Genomic DNA, 17,459 nt, shown 5'->3' on the forward strand with positions numbered 1-17,459 from the left:
TGCTCGTGCGTCACGGCCAGAGCGAATGGAACCTGAAGAACCTGTTCACCGGCTGGCGTGACGTCGACCTGACCGAGGAGGGCCACGCCGAGGCCAAGGCCGCCGGCCAGAAGCTCAAGGCGCGTGGCATGAAATTCGACATCGCCTTCACCTCGGCGCTGATCCGGGCGCAAAAGACCTGCCAGCACATCCTCGACGCGGTCGGCCAGAGCGATCTGAAGACCATCCGCGACCAGGCACTCAACGAGCGCGACTATGGCGACCTTTCCGGCCTCAACAAGGACGACGCCCGCAAGAAATGGGGCGAGGAGCAGGTGCATGTCTGGCGCCGATCCTACGACGTGCCGCCGCCCGCCGGCGAAAGCCTGAAGGACACCGGCGCCCGAGTCTGGCCCTATTACCTGCACGACCTGCAGCCGCATGTGCTGCGCGGCGGCACCGTGCTGGTCGCCGCCCACGGCAACTCCCTGCGCGCGCTGATCATGGCGCTCGACGGCAAGTCGGGCGAGGAGATCGTCAAGCTGGAACTCGGCACCGGCGTGCCGGTCATCTACCAGCTCAACGCCGATTCCACCGTCGCTTCGAAGGAAGTGCTGGACGACTGAGCCGGCGAACGGAGCACCTGCGAAAAAAGCGCGTTGACAGCAATCGCTTGCCCGCTTACATGAGCCCGCACCAGCCCAGATGGCGGAATTGGTAGACGCGCACGGTTCAGGTCCGTGTTCCGCAAGGAGTGGAGGTTCGAGTCCTCTTCTGGGCACCAAATTCCCGTTTCGAACCATTCGCCGGTTCAGAAACTTAGAGAAAAAGCCCGGCTCGTCCGGGCTTTTTCTTTGCCGCCAACCTCCCCTTCCGGCCAGTCTCCTCACAAACCGCTTCAAACTCCGCGCCCGCTTCGCTACGCTCAAAACCATGGCTCAATCCACCACCCAGATATTCGGTGCCCGCCGCGACCAGGCGTTCCCCACGCTGGCCGAGGTGGATATCGACCGCATGCGCCGGTTCGGCGAGGCCAGCGCCTATGCCGCCGGCGAGCACATCATCGAAGCAGGCGATGTGGCGCCCGGTCTGATCGTCGTGCTGTCGGGCAGCGTGGACATCACCCAGGACGGCGGGCTCGGCCGGCGCGAGACGATCGTCACGCATGGCCCAGGCAGCTTTGTCGGCGAGCTGGCGCAGCTTTCGGCCCGGCCCTCGCTGGTCAATGCGCAGGCCGCCGAACCGGTGGAGGCATTCGTCATCGCCTCGCAGCGACTGCGCGACCTGATGGTGCAGGAGGCCAATCTCGGCGAGCGCATCATGCGGGCGCTGATCCTGCGCCGCGTCGGGCTTTTGGAGAGCGCCACCAGCGGGCCGATCATCATCGGACCCCAGGACAATGCCGACGTGTTGCGGCTGCAGGGTTTCCTCGCCCGCAGCGGCCAGCCGCATCGCGTGCTCGATTCCGGCAGCGATCCCTGCGCCAAAACCCTGGTAGAACGCTTCGAGGTCGATCCGCACCACCTGCCGATCGTGCTCTGTCCAAACGGCAGGCTGCTGATGAACCCCGGCGAAAAGGACCTCGCCCGCTGCATCGGCCTGCTGCGGCCGATCGATGCCGAGACGGTGTATGACGTGGCCATCGTCGGCGCCGGCCCGGCGGGGCTGGCGGCGGCGGTCTATGCGGCCTCCGAAGGCCTATCGACGATCGTGCTCGACTGCCGTGCCTTCGGCGGTCAGGCCGGCGCCTCCTCGCGCATCGAGAACTATCTTGGTTTCCCCACAGGCATTACCGGCATGGCGCTGATGGCGCGCGCCTACAACCAGGCGCAGAAATTCGGCGTCGAAATGGTCATCCCGGACGAGGCGAAGCTTTTGAGCGCCGCCTCCGACGCGTCAGGCGCCCGCTATCTGCTCGATGGCGGCGATGGCGAGACCGTGCGCACGCGCAGCGTGGTGATCGCCAGCGGCGCGCGCTATCGCCGCCTCGACATCGCCAATCTGGCGCGGTTCGAGGGAACGTGCGTGCACTATTGGGCGTCGCCCATCGAAGGGCGGCTTTGCGCGGACCAGGAAGTGGCGTTGGTCGGCGCCGGCAATTCGGCCGGGCAGGCGGCTGTCTACTTGGCCAGTCATGCGCGCAAAGTGGCGCTGCTGGCGCGCGGCGGCAGCCTCGATGCCAGCATGTCGCGCTACCTGGTCGAACGCATCAAGGCGCAGCCTAACATCGAGGTGTTGACCGGGACCGAAATCGAGGCGCTGGACGGCGAAGAGGGCAATCTTGGCACGGTGCGATGGCGCAACCGCGCCAGCGGCGCGGAAACGACGCGCCCGATCCGCCATCTCTTTCTCTTCATCGGCGCCGACCCGAACACCGATTGGCTGGCGAATTGCGGTGTGGCGCTGGACGCCAGGGGGTTCGTGCGCACCGGATCGGAGCTGGGATCGGCGCAGATGGAGACCAGCCGCAGCGGCGTGTTCGCCATCGGCGACGTCCGCGCCGGTTCGGTCAAACGCGTCGCGGCGGCTGTCGGCGAAGGCGCCCAGGTGGTCGCGGCATTGCATGCATATCTCGCGCGCGCGGACGCACCTCAAACAGCAGGGAGACCATGATGGATGAATGCAGGCATACGCGCGACATCAGGAAGGTGACGCCGAGCGCGCTCGGCTGCGAGGAGTGCCTGAAGAGCGGGTCGCAATGGGTGCATTTGCGGCTCTGCCGCACCTGCGGCCATGTCGGCTGCTGCGACGACTCGCCCAACCGCCACGCCACCAGGCATTTTCACGCCACCAAGCATCCGATCATCGAGGGCTACGATCCGCCGGAAGGCTGGGCATGGTGCTATGTCGACGAGGTGTTTGTCGACCTCGGCGACGACGTGACCCCGCAGAACGGCCCGATCCCGCGCTTTGTTTGAGCGGCGCCGCATGGCGACGGAATCCCGGGAAAAGCGCGGTCCCTCCGGGCTTTCTTGGCGGCGGCCTCCCTGCTGAACGGCTTGGCAGTCAGTCGGCGAAATACAGATATCCCAGCCATCCGGCCAGCACGACCGAGGCAGTCCAGATACAAACAATGATCACCGCCGCGTAGCGGCTCACCGGCCTGTCGGCGGCCAGCGCGGCGGTCTTTCTGTGTTCCGCCATCACCTCGGGCGGTATCATCCTGACCACGGCAAGGACGCCCAAAGGGACAAGGATGACGTCGTCGAGATAGCCGATCACCGGAATGAAATCGGGGATCAGGTCGATTGGCGACAAGGCATAGCTTGCAACACACACGGCAAGCGCCTTGGCGTACCAGGGCGTTCGGGGATCGCGAGCGGCGAGGTAGAGCGCATGCACATCGCGCTTGATCGTTCGGGCCCACTCATTCAGTGCCATCGGATGATTTTAGCGCCAAATGAAAACCGCCGATAGCGCACGCCAGGCGCCCGCCTCCGACAGCATCTCGAAGAGCCGATGACCGCCGGTCTACCGCACGGAGCCGGTGACGGTCGGGTCGATCATGCTGGGAACGGATTTGCGTTCGTTGCCGGCAAGCGCCGCTATGATCAGCAGGCTGGCAACCACCGGGACAAACAGGATGGCAACGCGAGCTTGCACGTAAAAGATGGCACGCCATTCATTGCGCTTGTCGGGGCTGTTGCTCATCATACTCACTTTGTCGGTCCCCCACGCGGTGACATAGCTGCAAACGGTTAAACAACTCCTTCCGACTTCGTTAACCCAGCGGAATTGAGGCGAAATTCCCAGGCGATCCCAGAGATGGCGAGCCAGCTTCAGTTCAGCCCGATAAGCCTGGCGCCCTGCCGGAACAGCGCCATGGCGTCCGGCTCGAAGCGGAAGGTGCCGATGAAATCGTCGGCGCAATAGTCCGGCCTTGTCTTGCGAATGGCGGCGGCGAAGCCGCGCGCTTCGTCGAGCCGTCCGGCCAGCGCCAGGCAGTGCGCGGCGATCGCCAGTATGATGGCGTGGGCGTTGGGCCGCGCCGCCGCCTTCAGCGCCCATTCGGCCGCTTCCGCGAACTGGCCGAGCCGGACATGCGCCATGGCGCGTGCGCCCAGCATGCCGAACAGCAGCGGGTCGAACGGGCTGAGATGGCGCGAATGATCCGAAGAGCCTATCGCCGCTCGCGGGTCGCCCGACTGCGAATGCACGAAGGACAGCGCGTAGTGGCCAAGCGCGAAGTTGGGGCTGAGATCGACAGCCCGCTCGAGTTCGAGCAGCGAGCCGTCCTGCTCGCCGCGCAGCCACAGCGCCCGGCCCATCGCCCAATGCGCGGCCGGATTGTGGTCGTCGACCAGCAGGCTGTGTCCGGCGCTCTCGAAGGCCAGCGCGCTTTCGCGGTCGCGGTCGCCCCAGCGCTGGAAGGCGTTCTGCCAGTGGGTGAAGGACAGGCCAGCATAGGCGCGGGCAAAGGTCGGGTCGAGATGCAAGGCCTGGGCAAAGAAATGCCGCGCCTGTTCGTTTTCCGCCTGGGTGAAGCGGTACATGTGCCAGAGGCCGCGATGGTAGGCCTCCCAAGCGTTGAGCGAGCTGGGCGCCTTCAGCATGGCGCGGTTGCGCTCGACGGTTTCGATCTCGGCCGAGATCGAGGAGACGATGCTGTTGCCGATGTCGTCGAGCACGGAAAAGATGTCATCGGGCCTGCGCTCGAAGGTCTCGGCCCAGACGATCCTGGCGCTGCGCACCTCGATCAGTTCGACGCCGACGATGAGGCGGCCGGACGGGCTGCGCACCGTGCCGGTGGCGACATAGTCGACATTCAGCCGGCGGCCGGCATCCTCGGGCGCGATGTTCTGCTCTGCCAGTGCAAACACCGATCCGCGCGCGATGACGAAGAAATCCCTGAGCTTGGCCAGGCGGGTGATAATGTCGTGGGTGAAACCGTCGGCCAATCCGCCGCGCGTGCCGCCACTCTCCTCGACAAACGGCATCACCGCCAGCGAAGCGTGGCTGGGCTCGACCGGGCCGGGTGCGGTGGGCGTGGTGGCCACCAGTGGCGATAGCGTGGACAGGCCGGCCGGCTGTGTCCGTAGCGAGGCTCCGGGCCGTTGTTCACGGATCGCCTGCCAGGCCGCGCGAAGCGGTGCGAAATCGAGCTCCTCCGACCGGAACAATCGCTCCGCCGAAGCCAGGTGCTGCTCTGCCGTGGCGACCTCGCCGCGCCCGGCCAGATTGGACAGCAACGCCAGATGTCCGCGCGTGTCGAACGGCGCCAGTTCCACCCATGTGTCGAGATGGGCGATCGCCTCGTCACTATGCGCCGGCAGGCTCGCGACAAGCCGTTCCAGCACGGCGGCATGGCAAGCGCTGAAGCGGCGGCGCTGCGCGATCAGCCAGCTGTTGAAATGCGGGCTGCGCTCGAGCTCCAGCCCGTCGAGGAAATCGCCGGCAAACAGTTTGGCCAGCGCCCGCAAGCGGTCGACATCAAGGCTGCCGATCCCTTGCGCGGCGGCGCGGCTGACCTCCAGCGCATCGACCAGGCAGTCGCTGAGATCGAGTGCGACCGTGTCGCCCTGTGTCGCGACCCGGTGTCGGCCCGGCGCGTCGAGTGCGCCGCGCAGCTTGCTCAGGCACCAGCGCAGTTCGCCCCTTGGATCGTTCGGCACATCCCACAACAGCTCGCACAAGCGACTGCGGCCGACCGGATGCGGCGCCAGCACCAGATAGGCCAACAGAGCGCGCAGCTTGCGTGACGACGGCAACGTAACCGGCACGTCATTGCGGGAGATCGCCAGCGGTCCGAGCAGGCGCACGGAAAGGACCGACATCTCGCCGTTCAGCCTCGATCGGGTGGATTCCACGTGTGTTTCCACGCCTGCTCCCACGCTGGCCTGTCGGCCTCTCCTGTATCACCAAACACGACACGGCGCATCCGGCAGCGGATTTAAGCGCCAGATACCGTCATTGCCGCTATGCGGCATTTCAGTCCTAGCGCGGCAAGGTCACGAAACCTCGCCGCCCAACCCGCCGGTTTGTAACCGGCCTGTGACAACACTCGAGGAGGACCAAAAATGTTGCAGCAGCAGAAGATCAGAACCACGGCCGGGCGCGGCCGCCTGTTCGACAGCATTCTCGACACCGTCGGCGACACGCCGGTGGTTCGCATCAACAATCTCGGACCGTCCCACGCGACGATCTACGTCAAGGCCGAGTATTTCAATCCCGGCGCCTCGGTGAAGGACCGGCTGGCGCTCAACATCATCGAGGAGGGCGAGCGCAGCGGTGCGCTGAAGCCGGGCCAGACGGTGGTCGAGGCGACCAGCGGCAACACCGGCATCGGCCTCGCCATGGTCTGCGCGCAAAAGGGCTATCCGCTGGTCGTCACCATGGCCGACAGTTTTTCGGTCGAGCGCCGCAAGCTGATGCGCATGCTGGGCGCCAAGGTGGTGCTGACGCCGCGCGCCGAAAAAGGTTTCGGCATGTACAAGAAGGCGATGGAACTGGCCGAGGCCAATGGCTGGTTCCTTGCCCGCCAGTTTGAAACGGCCGCCAACGCCGCCATCCACGAGGCAACGACGGCGCGCGAGATCGTCAATGATTTCGCCGGCTCGCGGCTAGATTGCTTCGTCACCGGCTATGGCACCGGCGGCACGGTGGTAGGCGTGGCGCGCGTGCTGCGCCGCGAGCGTCCGGAAACCCGCATCGTGCTCTCCGAGCCGGCCAACGCGCAGCTCATCGGCAGCGGCAAGGTCCAGCAGCGCGGCGCCGATGGTGCCCCCGCCGCCAGCCATCCGGCCTTCGAGCCGCACCCGATCCAGGGCTGGACGCCGGACTTCATCCCCAACGTGCTGCAGGAGGCGATCGACACTAGCCTCTATGACGAGGTGATGCCGATCGCCGGGCCCGAGGGCATCAAATGGGCCAGGGAATTGGCGCGGAAAGAGGGCATCTTCACCGGCATTTCCGGCGGCGCCACCTTCGCCGTGGCACGGCAGGTCGCGGAGAAGGCGCCGGCCGGCGCGGTGATCCTGTGCATGCTGCCCGACACCGGCGAGCGCTACATGTCGACGCCGCTGTTCGACGGGATCGAGGCCGAGATGGATGCCGAGGAGGCCGCCCTGTCGCGCTCGACGCCCGGCTGCCAGTTCCCGGCGACTTGACGGGAGATCTGGTATGGACGCCATGCAAGAAAACCTCGGCCTGGTGGCCGAGGAAACGCTCGATCCCCTGGACTGGGCCGATGTGCAGGCCCTGTCGCACCGCGTCATCGACGATGCGGTCGATTATCTCCGCGATGTGCGCGACCGCCCGGTCTGGCGGGAGATGCCGGCCGATGTGAGAGAGGCCTTCTCGGCGCCGCTGCCGCGCTCGCCGGCGCCGCTTGCCGCCGTCTATGGCGAGGTCTCGCGCACGGTGATGTCCTATCCGATGGGCAACATCCATCCGCGCTTCTGGTCCTGGTATATGGGGTCGAGCAACTTCACCGGCGCGCTCGGCGACTTCCTGGCGGCCATCCAGGGCTCGAACCTCGGCGGCGGCAACCACGCCGCCGGGCTGATGGACAGCCAGGTGGTGAACTGGTGCAAGGAGATGCTGGGCTTTCCAGCTTCTGCCGGCGGCACGCTGGTCAGCGGCGGCTCGATGGCCAACATCATAGGGCTGACCGTGGCGCGCAACGTCAAGGCCGGCATCGACGTGCGCGAGCATGGCGTTGCTGCCATCGAGAAGCCGCTGCGCTTCTACGGCTCGGAGCAGATACACTCGTGCCACCGCAAGGCGATGGAGGCACTCGGCCTCGGCAACCGGGCACTGCGCCGCATCCCGACCGATGCCGGGCTGCGCATCGATATCGCTGCCTTGCGTGCGGCGATCACCGAAGATCGCGCGGCAGGGTTCAAGCCGGCCTGCATCATCGGTACGGCCGGCACCGTCAACACCGGGGCGATCGACGATTTGCAGGCGCTTGCGAAGCTGGCACATGAGGAAGGCCTCTGGTTCCATGTCGACGGCTGCATCGGCGCGCTGATAGCCATTGCGCCTGAAAACGCGCATCGCGTCGCCGGCATCGAACGGGCGGATTCGGTCGCCCTCGATCCGCACAAATGGCTGCACGCGCCATTCGAGGTCGGCTGCGCCCTGGTCAGGGATGCCGCGGCGCATCGCCGGACCTTCGCGGTGACGCCGGAATATCTCGAATCGACGCCGCGCGGTCTTGCTTCCGGCGAATGGCTGCATGATTACGGCCTGCAGACGTCGCGCGGTTTTCGCGCGCTGAAGGTGTGGATGGCGCTGAAGGAGCACGGCGTCGAGAAATTCGGCCGCCTGATCGACCAGAACATTGCCCAGGCTGTCTATCTTGCCGGCTTGATCGAGGCCGCGCCACAATTGCAGCTGGCGGCATCGCCGACCGTCAACATCGTCTGCTTCCGCTATCAGCCCGGTCTGACAGGCGAGGCTCTGAAGACGCTCAACACGGAGGTCATGCTGCGGCTTCAGGAACAGGGCATTGCGGCCCTTTCGGACACCACGGTGCATGGCGAGCACTGGTTGCGCGTGGCGATCACCAATCATCGCACACGGCGCGAAGATCTCGACCTTCTGGTGCATGAAACGGTGCGGCTGGGGCATGACATCGCAACGCAGGGTTCCGCGCCTTCCTAGTTGCGGGCAGGCATGCGATTCTGCCGCGATGATTCGGGAGATCCAGGCCGTGACGCTGTTTCGTATGGTTGCACTGGCGGCGCTGGTCTTCACCGCCTCTGCGCAGGCCGCCGACATGGCTTTCTTCGTGAAGAACCTGCGCAAGGAATCTGTCGCGGTCGAGCTGTTCAGCCGCGACCGTGAGACGGTCTGGCCGGGCAATGACAAGGTGTTCCTGATCGAACCCGAGTCGCAGAAATCCGTGCCGCTGTCCTGCAATCAGGGCGAACAAATCTGCTATGGCGCCTGGGCCGACGGCAATGACAGCCTCTCGGCCGGCGTCGGGCCGGACAATGACCAGCCCTGCGACACCTGCTGCTTCATCTGCGTGGAACACTCGACCGAGACGATCGATCTGGTGCCGTAGAGCGCGGAAGTGTCGTTGGACCCAAATTAAGTCAGGGATCGCTTCGTCCGGTCCACTTCCGCGATTCAGCGCTGCATGCAATGGTCGCCCCGCGGCCGGGTGGGCCGCTTATTCGGGGGTTATCATGTTTCATGCCTATGCGCGCCGCATGCTGGCCGCGCTGTCCTTCGTCATGCTGGTTGCGTCGGCGGCGCAAGCCGACGATGTCACCTTCGCCATCAAGAACAGCCACCCGAACGCGATGCGCGTCGAGCTCTACAGCCAGGATCGCGACTATGTCTGGCCCGGCGAGGACAAGGACTATTTCCTCGACGACGGCGAGACCAAGCAGCTGCCGATATCCTGCAACGCGGGCGAATCGATCTGCTACGGCGCCTGGGTCGATGGCGACGAGGGCACCTATTGGGGCGTCGGTCCCGGCAACACGGAAAAATGCGAGGATTGCTGCTACACCTGTAGCGGCGGCGAGACCGAGGAGATCGAGCTGGTCCCCTGACCGGTTTGCCAGCTTGACGGTCTTCGGGCCGGAGCCATAGCCTGTGCAAATACCCAGCGCGCGCCGCCTCGAACTGTTCAGACGCGACGTGCTTCAGGCAAAAGGAGCCCAGCTATGGCCGGCATGGTCGAAAGCGACAAGATCGACGTCGGGTTTTCCGGCAAGCGCTGCATCCACTCGCGCAACTGCGTGCTCGGCGATCCGCATGTCTTCGTGCCCAACGCGCCGGGCCAATGGATCCATCCCGAGGCGGCCAGCGTCGAGAAGATCGTCGCCATCGCCGAAAGCTGCCCGTCGGGCGCCATCACCTATGTCAGGAAGGATGGCGGGCCGCAGGAGCAATCACCGGTGGTCAACACGGTGCGGCTGCGGGAAAACGGCCCGCTGGCGGTACACGCCGAGATCGTGCTCGACGGCGAGACTTCTTATCGTGCCACGCTCTGCCGCTGCGGCGCTTCGGAGAACAAGCCGTTCTGCGACGGCAGCCACAACAAATCCGGTTTTGCCGCCACCGGCGAGCCGCCGCTGAAGGACACGCTGGCGCTCGAAGCGAGGAACGGTCCGCTGAAAGTGACGCCGACCACCAATGGCCCGCTCAAGCTTGAGGGCAATCTCGAGATCGTCACCGGAACCGGCCATACGGTCGACCGTACGCAACGCGCCTTCCTCTGCCGCTGCGGCCATTCCGCCAACAAACCGTTCTGCGATGGGACGCACAAGAAGGTGGGGTTTGTGGGGTAGCTGCGATCTCCCTCCTTGAGGGGGAGATGGCCGGCAGGCCAGAGGGGGTCGTCTCGCGTAGAGCGCTGGCTTCCTCTTTCGCCTCGTATGAAGTCGCATCCAGTCGTGCCGACCCCCTCTGTCGCCTTTGGCGACATCTCCCCCTCGAGGGGGGAGATTACCCGTGGCCCAGCGCTCGCGGCTTTATCGCCCGCTCCGTATCGGCTAAGGCAGGGACAAATAAATTGCCACCCGGACCGCCGCCAAAAATGACCGCCAAGACCAAGCCAAAGCCGCTGTTCCTCGGGATCGACACCGGCGGCACCTATACCGATGCCGTGCTGTGGTCTGAAACGGAAGGCCCGCAAGAAGGGCCGAACAAGGGCAAGGTGCTGGCCAAGGCCAAGGCGCTGACCACAAGGCATGATCTGGCCGTCGGCATTTCCGGTGCCGTCGACGCGGTGCTGGGCAAGGCCGGCACCGATCCCGCCGCCATCAAGCTGGTCTCGATGTCGACGACGCTTGCCACCAACGCGCTGGTCGAGGGCCAGGGCGGCCGTGTCGCGCTGGTGATGATCGGCTTTTCCGAGGGCGACCTCGCCCGCGACGGGCTGAAGGCCGCGCTCGGCACCGATCCTGTGGTTTTTTGTCCGGGCGGTCACGATGTGCACGGCAATGCCGCCAAGCTCGATCTGTCCGAACTGGAAGCGATGCTGCCGGAACTCGGCGCGTCGGTGTCCGGTTTTGCCGTCTGCGCCTATTTTGCCACCCGCAATCCGGCGCACGAGATCGCCGCCCGCGAGCTGATCCGCGAGAAGACAGGCCTGCCGGTCACATCGAGCCACGAGTTGTCGGCCAAGCTCGGCGGCCCGCGCCGGGCGTTGACCACTTTGCTCAACGCCAGGCTGATCTCGATGATCGACCGGCTGGTGGCGGCAACCGAAGGTTTTCTTGGAGAACGCAACATTGCAGCACCCCTGATGGTCGTGCGCGGCGATGGCGCGCTGGTTTCGGCCGCGTTCGCCCGCCAGCGGCCGATCGAGACCATCCTGTCCGGCCCAGCCGCCAGCCTGGTCGGCGCCCGCCACATGACCGGGCTCGACAATGCTGTGGTCTCCGACATCGGCGGCACCACCACCGACGTCGCCGTGCTCGACGGCGGCCGTCCCAGGCTCGATCCGGAAGGCGCCACCGTCGGCGGCTTCCGCACCATGGTCGAGGCCGTCGCCATGCGCACCTTCGGCCTCGGCGGCGATTCCGAAGTGGCGCTGGAAGATGGCGCGCTCAACCCGAAGATCCTGCTCGGGCCGCGCCGCCTGGTGCCGTTGGCGCTGGCCGGCATGGCGCACGGTATAGCTGTCACCTCCGAACTCGAACGCCAGCTGCGGGCGCCCAATCCCGGCCGCATGGACGGCCGCTTCGCGGTGCGCACCGGCGTGCCGGACCGGCTCGCCGCCGGCCTGACCGGCGCCGAAGCCAGGCTCTACGAGCTGATCGGTGCCGTGCCGCTCGCCGTCGACAGGCTTTTGAGTTCCAACGCGCAGAACGCGACGCTGAACCGGCTGGTGTCGCGCGGGCTGGTGCATGTCGCCGGCTTCACCCCGTCGGACGCTGCCCATGTGCTGGGCAAGCAGGCGAACTGGGATCCCATCGCCGCGCGCCTCGGCGCCGAACTGTTCGCCCGCAAGCGTGACGGCCGTGGCCAGTACATCGCCGCCTCGCCGGAAGCGATCTCGGAGCGGGTGCTGGTGACGCTGACGCGCTGGTCGGCCGAATATATCCTCGAGACCGCCTTTGCCGAGGATGGGCTCGATGGCGCGTCGACGGTGGCGCATGCATTGGTGCAGCGCGCGGTCGACGCCCACCCCGGCATTGCCCGCCTGAGCGTTGCGCTCGACCGCCCGGTCATCGGCCTCGGCGCCTCGGCGCCGCTGCACTATGCCGGGCTGCCGCCGCTGATCGGCAATGACTGCGTGGTGCCCAGGGATACCGATGTCGCCAACGCGCTCGGCGCCGTCGTCGGCCAGGTCAGGGTTTCGGCCGAGGCGCGGGTCAGCCAGCCCATGGAAGGGCTGTTTCGTCTTGCCTCGGGTGAAACCGTGCGCGATTTCCTCGACGAGGCGGCGGCGATCGCGGCGGCCGAGGCCGATGTCCGCGCCATCGTCGCGGAGCGCGCCAGGGATGCCGGCACCGACAGCGCCGAGATCGACGTCGCCACCGAATTCCGGGTCTCGACCGTCGAAGCCCAGCGCATGTTCATCGAGGCGCATGTCGTGGCCGTGGCCTCGGGACGGCCGCGCATTGCGGTGTGATGCAGCCTTTGTGAAAACCTGTCGGCGCATTTGAACACATGCGCATGGCAGCCGTCAGATGGAAGATTTGGGCACAGTAAGTCGCTCGAATACTGCGTGTACCCGTATTCGACTGCCGTTCGGGTCGATGATTTGCATGACCAAAAGCAGCCGATTTTGATGAATCTTGAACGCTGCCGACAAGGCTCTGGCCTTAGCCCCCGCTGATGCCGAACCCGGCCAATTGCCGTTTCCGATCAAGGCCTGTTCCCCATTGATCGTTTTCTCCTTTAGATCGGCGGTCCACCCATTGCTCGCATCGACCTGCAGGCCGGGATCGCTGCGGATAACGACTCTGCAATCGGCACATTGGCCGCCGGTTGAGTAAACCTGCTGCCATGTGCCAATGAACTCGATATCGGCAGCGGCGGCAGGAGCAACGCCAGCGAATGCAAGAGCGAGTGAAACAAAAGTAAGCCAGGCAAATCTCAACATCGGCATACTCCAAAGGTGCCTGCTTTATTTGACAGGCAATGTATAAAGCCGGGTTTACTGGAATGAGAAAATTGACGCGATATGCGATTGGACATGGCAAGTTGTGCCCTGCGATGGCGCTCCTCTCTGGAGGACGAAGCGATGCAAATACGCCACCTTCACCCTAAGCTGAATTGACCCGGCAAACCTGACATGCCAAAGGCCCGCAAAGCCTTTCATCTGGAGTAGCCTGATGACCGACCGCATCGAGATCGCCGGATTGCGGATTGCCCGCGAGCTGCATGAGTTCGTGGCCAGGGAAGCGCTGCCGGGCACGGGGATCGAAGCGGACGCCTTCTGGAACGGTTTTTCGGCCATCGTCCATGATTTGGCGCCGAAGAACCGGGCGCTGCTGGCAAAGCGTGACGCCATCCAGGAACAGATAGACGGCTGGTATCGCGAGCATGGCGCACCGGTCGACATGGAGGCCTACAAGGGCTTCCTGAAAGAGATTGGCTATCTCGTTTCGGAAGGCGCGGCCTTCAGTGTCTCGACCGACAATGTCGACCCGGAAATCGCTGATGTTGCCGGACCGCAGCTGGTCGTGCCGGTGATGAATGCGCGCTATGCGCTCAACGCCGCCAATGCGCGCTGGGGTTCGCTCTACGACGCGCTCTACGGCACCGATGCCATCCCCGAAACGGATGGCGCCGAAAAGGGCAAGGGCTTCAATCCGGCGCGTGGCGCCAAGGTCGTTGCCTGGACGAAGACCTTTCTCGACGAGGCTGCCCCGCTCACCCTAGGCAAATGGGCCGGCGTCAATGGTCTGTCGCTGGCGCAAGGTGCCTTGCGGCTGAGCGCCGGCGCCGGCTCGACGACGCTGGCCGACCCCAGGCAATTCGTCGGCTATCGCGGCGATGCCGCCAATCCCGATGCGGTGCTGCTGGTGCGCAACGGCCTGCACATCGAGATCGTCATCGACCGCAACAACCAGATCGGCCGCACCGATCCGGCGGGGATCGCCGATGTCATCCTGGAATCGGCGCTGACCACCATCCAGGACTGCGAGGATTCGGTCGCCGCGGTGGATGCGCCAGACAAGGTCGTCGTCTACCGCAACTGGCTCGGCCTGATGAAGGGCGATTTGGCGGAAGAGATCACCAAGGGCGGCAAGAGCTTTGTCCGCAAGCTCAATCCTGACCGCTCCTACACGACGCCCGCCGGCGGCACGCTGACCGTGCCCGGCCGCTCGCTGATGCTGGTCAGGAATGTCGGCCACCTGATGACCAACCCGGCGATCCTTGACCGCGACGGCAACGAGATTCCGGAAGGCATCTTGGATGCGGCGATGACGGCGCTGATCGCGCTGCACGATGTAGGGCCAAACGGCCGCCGCGCCAATTCCCGCGCGGGCTCGATGTATGTCGTGAAACCCAAGATGCATGGGCCCGACGAAGTCGCTTTCGCCGTCGAGATATTCGACCGCGTCGAAGCACTGCTCGGCATGGCCAGAAGTACCATCAAGATGGGCATCATGGACGAGGAGCGGCGCACCACCGTCAACCTCAAGGAGGCGATCCGCGCCGCAAAAGAGCGCGTCGTGTTCATCAACACCGGCTTCCTCGACCGCACCGGCGACGAGATCCACACCTCGATGGAAGCCGGCCCGATGATCCGCAAGGGCGACATGAAGCAGGCCGCCTGGATTTCCGCCTACGAGGCGTGGAATGTCGACATCGGGCTGGAATGCGGCTTGGCCGGCCACGCCCAGATCGGCAAGGGCATGTGGGCGATGCCCGATCTGATGGCGGCGATGCTGGAACAGAAGATCGCCCACCCCAGGGCCGGCGCCAACACCGCCTGGGTGCCGTCGCCGACGGCGGCGACGCTGCATGCCACGCACTATCACAAGGTCGATGTCCACGCCGTGCAGGCGGCGCTGAAGAACCGGCCCAAGGCGAATCTCGACGACATCCTGTCGGTGCCCGTCGCCGTGCGGCCGAACTGGTCGCCCGAAGACGTCCAGAAGGAACTCGACAACAACGCGCAGGGCATTCTTGGCTATGTCGTCCGCTGGATCGACCAGGGCGTCGGCTGCTCGAAAGTGCCTGACATCAACGATGTCGGCCTCATGGAAGACCGCGCCACGCTGCGTATTTCCTCACAGCACATCGCCAACTGGTTACACCACAGCGTGTGCAGCGAGGACCAGGTGATGGCGACGATGAAGCGCATGGCTGACATCGTGGACCGCCAGAACGCGGGCGACCCGCTTTACCAGCCGATGGCGGCTGACTTTGACAAGTCGATAGCCTTCCTCGCCGCCTGCGACCTGGTCTTCAAGGGCCGCGTCCAGCCCAACGGTTACACCGAGCCGGTGCTGCACGCGCGGCGGCTGGAACTGAAGGCGCAGCAGAGCTGAATAGGCCAGTGTCGTGTATGGGCGGCGGGTTTTCGGCCTGCTTTCTCCGGGGTGAGGCGTCAGGGAGCTGTATGGTCCAGGAGCCGGATGGTGGGATCGCGACGGTGTTCGGAGTTGACCCGATCGACGCCTTCCACCGTAATCGCAATCGTCCCGTTTTCCACTCTTGCTATCCAGCCCTTCGCTTTCAGATACCAGAGATGAAACTCGAGATGCTCTCGCGGACAGTCTGACAGACGTTCGAGCTCCACATCTCCGATCCCGGGATTGCCGACGTCGTGCCGGCGCTTCGCGTAAAGCAGCGACAGCAGCCTGGCCTGGATCACGACGTCACGCTCGATGCCTTTGGTGTTGCTAGCTTCCTCGGTCAATTCACGGCGAAGGCCGGCATGGTCCCTGTACGCGATGTCGTATTGTGCGCGTTTGACCGGATCCTTGAGCGTATTGTGGGCTTCCACGATTTCACTGAAACGGGCTTCATCGCCGGTTTCGCGATTGTCTGGATGATAGCGCATCGCAAAATAGCGAAATATGCGCTCCAGCGTTTCCGAATTGGCGTTCGGGCTGACTTCCAAAACTTCGTAATAATCAATGAACATAGCTCGCTCCCCGACCACACCATATTCGCATTGTCTAAATAAGGAATGTCAATGCGGGGGCCAGGACCTTGGTCCGACGCCGATGACATCCACGCTTTCTGGAAGAGGAAGAAAATGGCCGGCGTCCGGTCGGTGGGGGCCGTTGGGTGGTAAGGACGCCGGCCAAGCGGACAATCAGGTCCGCCGCATCGTGGAGATGATCGATTCGCGGAGGCCGGGTTATGGCGTGATCGCGGAATGCAATGTGGCGAGGCCGGCTTGTCGGCGGACCTACGCCGCCTGCGCCATCCGCTCCGAGCTCATGCGGTAGGAGATCGCTTCGGCCAGATGGATTCGGCCGACGGTTTCGCTTGCGTCGAGATCAGCGAGCGTTCGCGCCACCTTCAGCACGCGATGATAGGGCCGCGCCGAAAAGGCGAGCTTTTCGCTGGCGTCCTTGAGCAGCGACAGGCCGGCGGCGTCCGGCATGGCGATCTCTTCGATGACCGAGGGCGCGCAATGCGCGTTGGTGGTGGCGCGGGTGGCGCCGAGCCGCTCGAAGCGCTCGCGCTGGATGGTGCGTGCGCGTGCCACGCGCAGCGCCACATCGGCGCTTTTCTCCGCCCGGTCGGGCCGGATCAGGTCGCTGGCCGAGACCGCCGGCACTTCGATCCTGAGATCGATGCGGTCGAGCAGCGGACCCGAAATGCGCGCCTGATAGTCGGTACGGCAACGCTCGCCGCGCAGGCAGCGATAGCCCGGCTCGCCGGCCATGCCGCAGCGGCACGGGTTCATCGCCGCCACCAGCTGGATGCGCGCCGGATAGGTGACGCGATGGTTGGCCCGCGCGATCATGCAGTCGCCGGTCTCCAACGGCTGGCGCAACGCATCAAGCGTCTGCGGCGTGAACTCGGGAAACTCGTCGAGGAACAGCACGCCGTGATGGGCCAGCGACACCTCGCCCGGCCGCGCGCGGATACCGCCGCCGACCATCGCCGCCATCGAGGCCGAGTGGTGCGGCGCGCGGAACGGCCGCCGGTCGGTCAGCTTACCTTCGCCGAGCTCTCCCGCCACCGAGGCGATCATCGAGACTTCCAGAAGCTCCTTCGGCGCCAGCGGCGGCAGGATCGACGGCAGCCGCTGCGCCAGCATCGATTTGCCGGATCCCGGGGGTCCGATCATGAGCAGATTATGCCCACCGGCGGCGGTCACTTCCAGCGCCCGCTTGGCGGTCTCCTGGCCCTTGATGTCGGCGAGGTCAGGCAAATCCAGAGCGGCGGCATGGATGCCGGCTTCCGGCCGCGACAGCACCTGCGTGCCGCGGAAATGGTTGGCGATGGCGATCAGGCTGCGCGGCGCCAGAATGTCGAATTCCTTGCCCGCCCAGGCCGCTTCCGGCCCGCACGCGAACGGGCAGATCAGGCCCTTGCCCTCGGCATTGGCGGCGATCGCCGCCGGCAAGGCGCCGGCGACCGCGGCAATCGTG

The 17,459-nt window shown here is 65.2% G+C and carries 16 protein-coding genes and 1 tRNA gene; 11 read left to right on the forward strand and 6 right to left on the reverse strand.

Annotated elements, in window-relative coordinates; translation table 11 throughout:
- From EN749_RS13090 to EN749_RS13105, 4 genes are all read left to right on the forward strand, one after another.
- Nucleotides 1–605, forward strand: a 605-nt coding sequence (locus EN749_RS13090) for a 2,3-bisphosphoglycerate-dependent phosphoglycerate mutase (protein ID WP_128363279.1), incomplete at its 5' end; no start/stop codon positions are given.
- Nucleotides 606–678: 73 nt separating this feature from the next.
- Nucleotides 679–763: transfer RNA gene (locus EN749_RS13095), tRNA-Leu, on the forward strand.
- A gap of 149 nt (nt 764–912) precedes the next feature.
- Nucleotides 913–2,592 (forward strand): cyclic nucleotide-binding domain-containing thioredoxin-disulfide reductase, encoded by a 1,680-nt coding sequence (locus tag EN749_RS13100; RefSeq protein WP_128363280.1) that lies wholly within the window; start codon nt 913–915, stop codon nt 2,590–2,592.
- Nucleotides 2,589–2,897 (forward strand): UBP-type zinc finger domain-containing protein, encoded by a 309-nt coding sequence (locus EN749_RS13105; RefSeq protein ID WP_027040253.1) that lies wholly within the window; start codon nt 2,589–2,591, stop codon nt 2,895–2,897. The genes EN749_RS13100 and EN749_RS13105 overlap by 4 nt, the downstream gene beginning before the upstream one ends.
- An 88-nt stretch (nt 2,898–2,985) precedes the next feature.
- Here the strand turns inward: EN749_RS13105 and EN749_RS13110 are convergent, their stop codons facing one another.
- From EN749_RS13110 to EN749_RS13120, 3 genes are all read right to left on the reverse strand, one after another.
- Entirely contained in the window at nt 2,986–3,360 is a 375-nt protein-coding gene (locus EN749_RS13110; protein ID WP_128288958.1) for a YkvA family protein, read from the reverse strand.
- A gap of 90 nt (nt 3,361–3,450) precedes the next feature.
- Entirely contained in the window at nt 3,451–3,633 is a 183-nt protein-coding gene (locus EN749_RS13115) for a hypothetical protein (protein ID WP_013528612.1), read from the reverse strand.
- A 125-nt stretch (nt 3,634–3,758) separates the two neighbouring features.
- The gene (locus EN749_RS13120; protein ID WP_128363284.1) at nt 3,759–5,753 is read right to left on the reverse strand and encodes a transcriptional regulator; all 1,995 of its coding nucleotides are present in this window, start codon (nt 5,751–5,753) and stop codon (nt 3,759–3,761) included.
- A gap of 243 nt (nt 5,754–5,996) precedes the next feature.
- Between EN749_RS13120 and cysK the strand changes: the two genes are divergently transcribed.
- The 6 genes from cysK to EN749_RS13150 all read left to right on the forward strand — a co-directional run bounded on the left by cysK (nt 5,997) and on the right by EN749_RS13150 (nt 12,520).
- Nucleotides 5,997–7,085, forward strand: a complete 1,089-nt coding sequence (cysK, locus tag EN749_RS13125; protein ID WP_128363281.1) for a cysteine synthase A — start codon at nt 5,997–5,999, stop codon at nt 7,083–7,085.
- A gap of 13 nt (nt 7,086–7,098) precedes the next feature.
- Complete coding sequence (locus tag EN749_RS13130; RefSeq protein ID WP_128363282.1) at nt 7,099–8,586, forward strand: aspartate aminotransferase family protein; 1,488 nt, start codon at nt 7,099–7,101, stop codon at nt 8,584–8,586.
- A 49-nt stretch (nt 8,587–8,635) separates the two neighbouring features.
- On the forward strand, nt 8,636–8,992 hold the full coding sequence (locus EN749_RS13135) for a hypothetical protein (RefSeq protein WP_127268751.1): 357 nt from the start codon (nt 8,636–8,638) through the stop codon (nt 8,990–8,992).
- Between the two features lie 124 nt (nt 8,993–9,116).
- Nucleotides 9,117–9,488 (forward strand): hypothetical protein, encoded by a 372-nt coding sequence (locus tag EN749_RS13140; protein WP_027040247.1) that lies wholly within the window; start codon nt 9,117–9,119, stop codon nt 9,486–9,488.
- 114 nt (nt 9,489–9,602) lie between these two features.
- Complete coding sequence (locus EN749_RS13145) at nt 9,603–10,229, forward strand: CDGSH iron-sulfur domain-containing protein (protein WP_127268750.1); 627 nt, start codon at nt 9,603–9,605, stop codon at nt 10,227–10,229.
- 248 nt (nt 10,230–10,477) lie between these two features.
- On the forward strand, nt 10,478–12,520 hold the full coding sequence (locus EN749_RS13150; protein ID WP_128363283.1) for a hydantoinase/oxoprolinase family protein: 2,043 nt from the start codon (nt 10,478–10,480) through the stop codon (nt 12,518–12,520).
- 54 nt (nt 12,521–12,574) lie between these two features.
- On the opposite strand, the gene EN749_RS13155 is transcribed toward EN749_RS13150, so the two are convergent.
- Complete coding sequence (locus EN749_RS13155) at nt 12,575–12,994, reverse strand: hypothetical protein (protein WP_128288954.1); 420 nt, start codon at nt 12,992–12,994, stop codon at nt 12,575–12,577.
- Between the two features lie 232 nt (nt 12,995–13,226).
- On the opposite strand from EN749_RS13155, the gene EN749_RS13160 reads away from it, so the two are divergent.
- The gene (locus EN749_RS13160) at nt 13,227–15,395 is read left to right on the forward strand and encodes a malate synthase G (protein ID WP_127808437.1); all 2,169 of its coding nucleotides are present in this window, start codon (nt 13,227–13,229) and stop codon (nt 15,393–15,395) included.
- Nucleotides 15,396–15,454: 59 nt separating this feature from the next.
- On the opposite strand, the gene EN749_RS13165 is transcribed toward EN749_RS13160, so the two are convergent.
- Nucleotides 15,455–15,994: a J domain-containing protein gene (locus EN749_RS13165; RefSeq protein WP_127318999.1), complete on the reverse strand. Its 540-nt coding sequence runs from the start codon at nt 15,992–15,994 to the stop codon at nt 15,455–15,457.
- Nucleotides 15,995–16,264: 270 nt separating this feature from the next.
- Nucleotides 16,265–17,459, reverse strand: a 1,195-nt coding sequence (locus tag EN749_RS13170; RefSeq protein WP_145990911.1) for a YifB family Mg chelatase-like AAA ATPase, incomplete at its 5' end; no start/stop codon positions are given.

The sequence above is a fragment of the Mesorhizobium sp. M7A.F.Ca.ET.027.02.1.1 genome, assembly GCF_004022985.1.
In the GTDB taxonomy this organism is placed as follows: Bacteria; Pseudomonadota; Alphaproteobacteria; order Rhizobiales; family Rhizobiaceae; genus Mesorhizobium.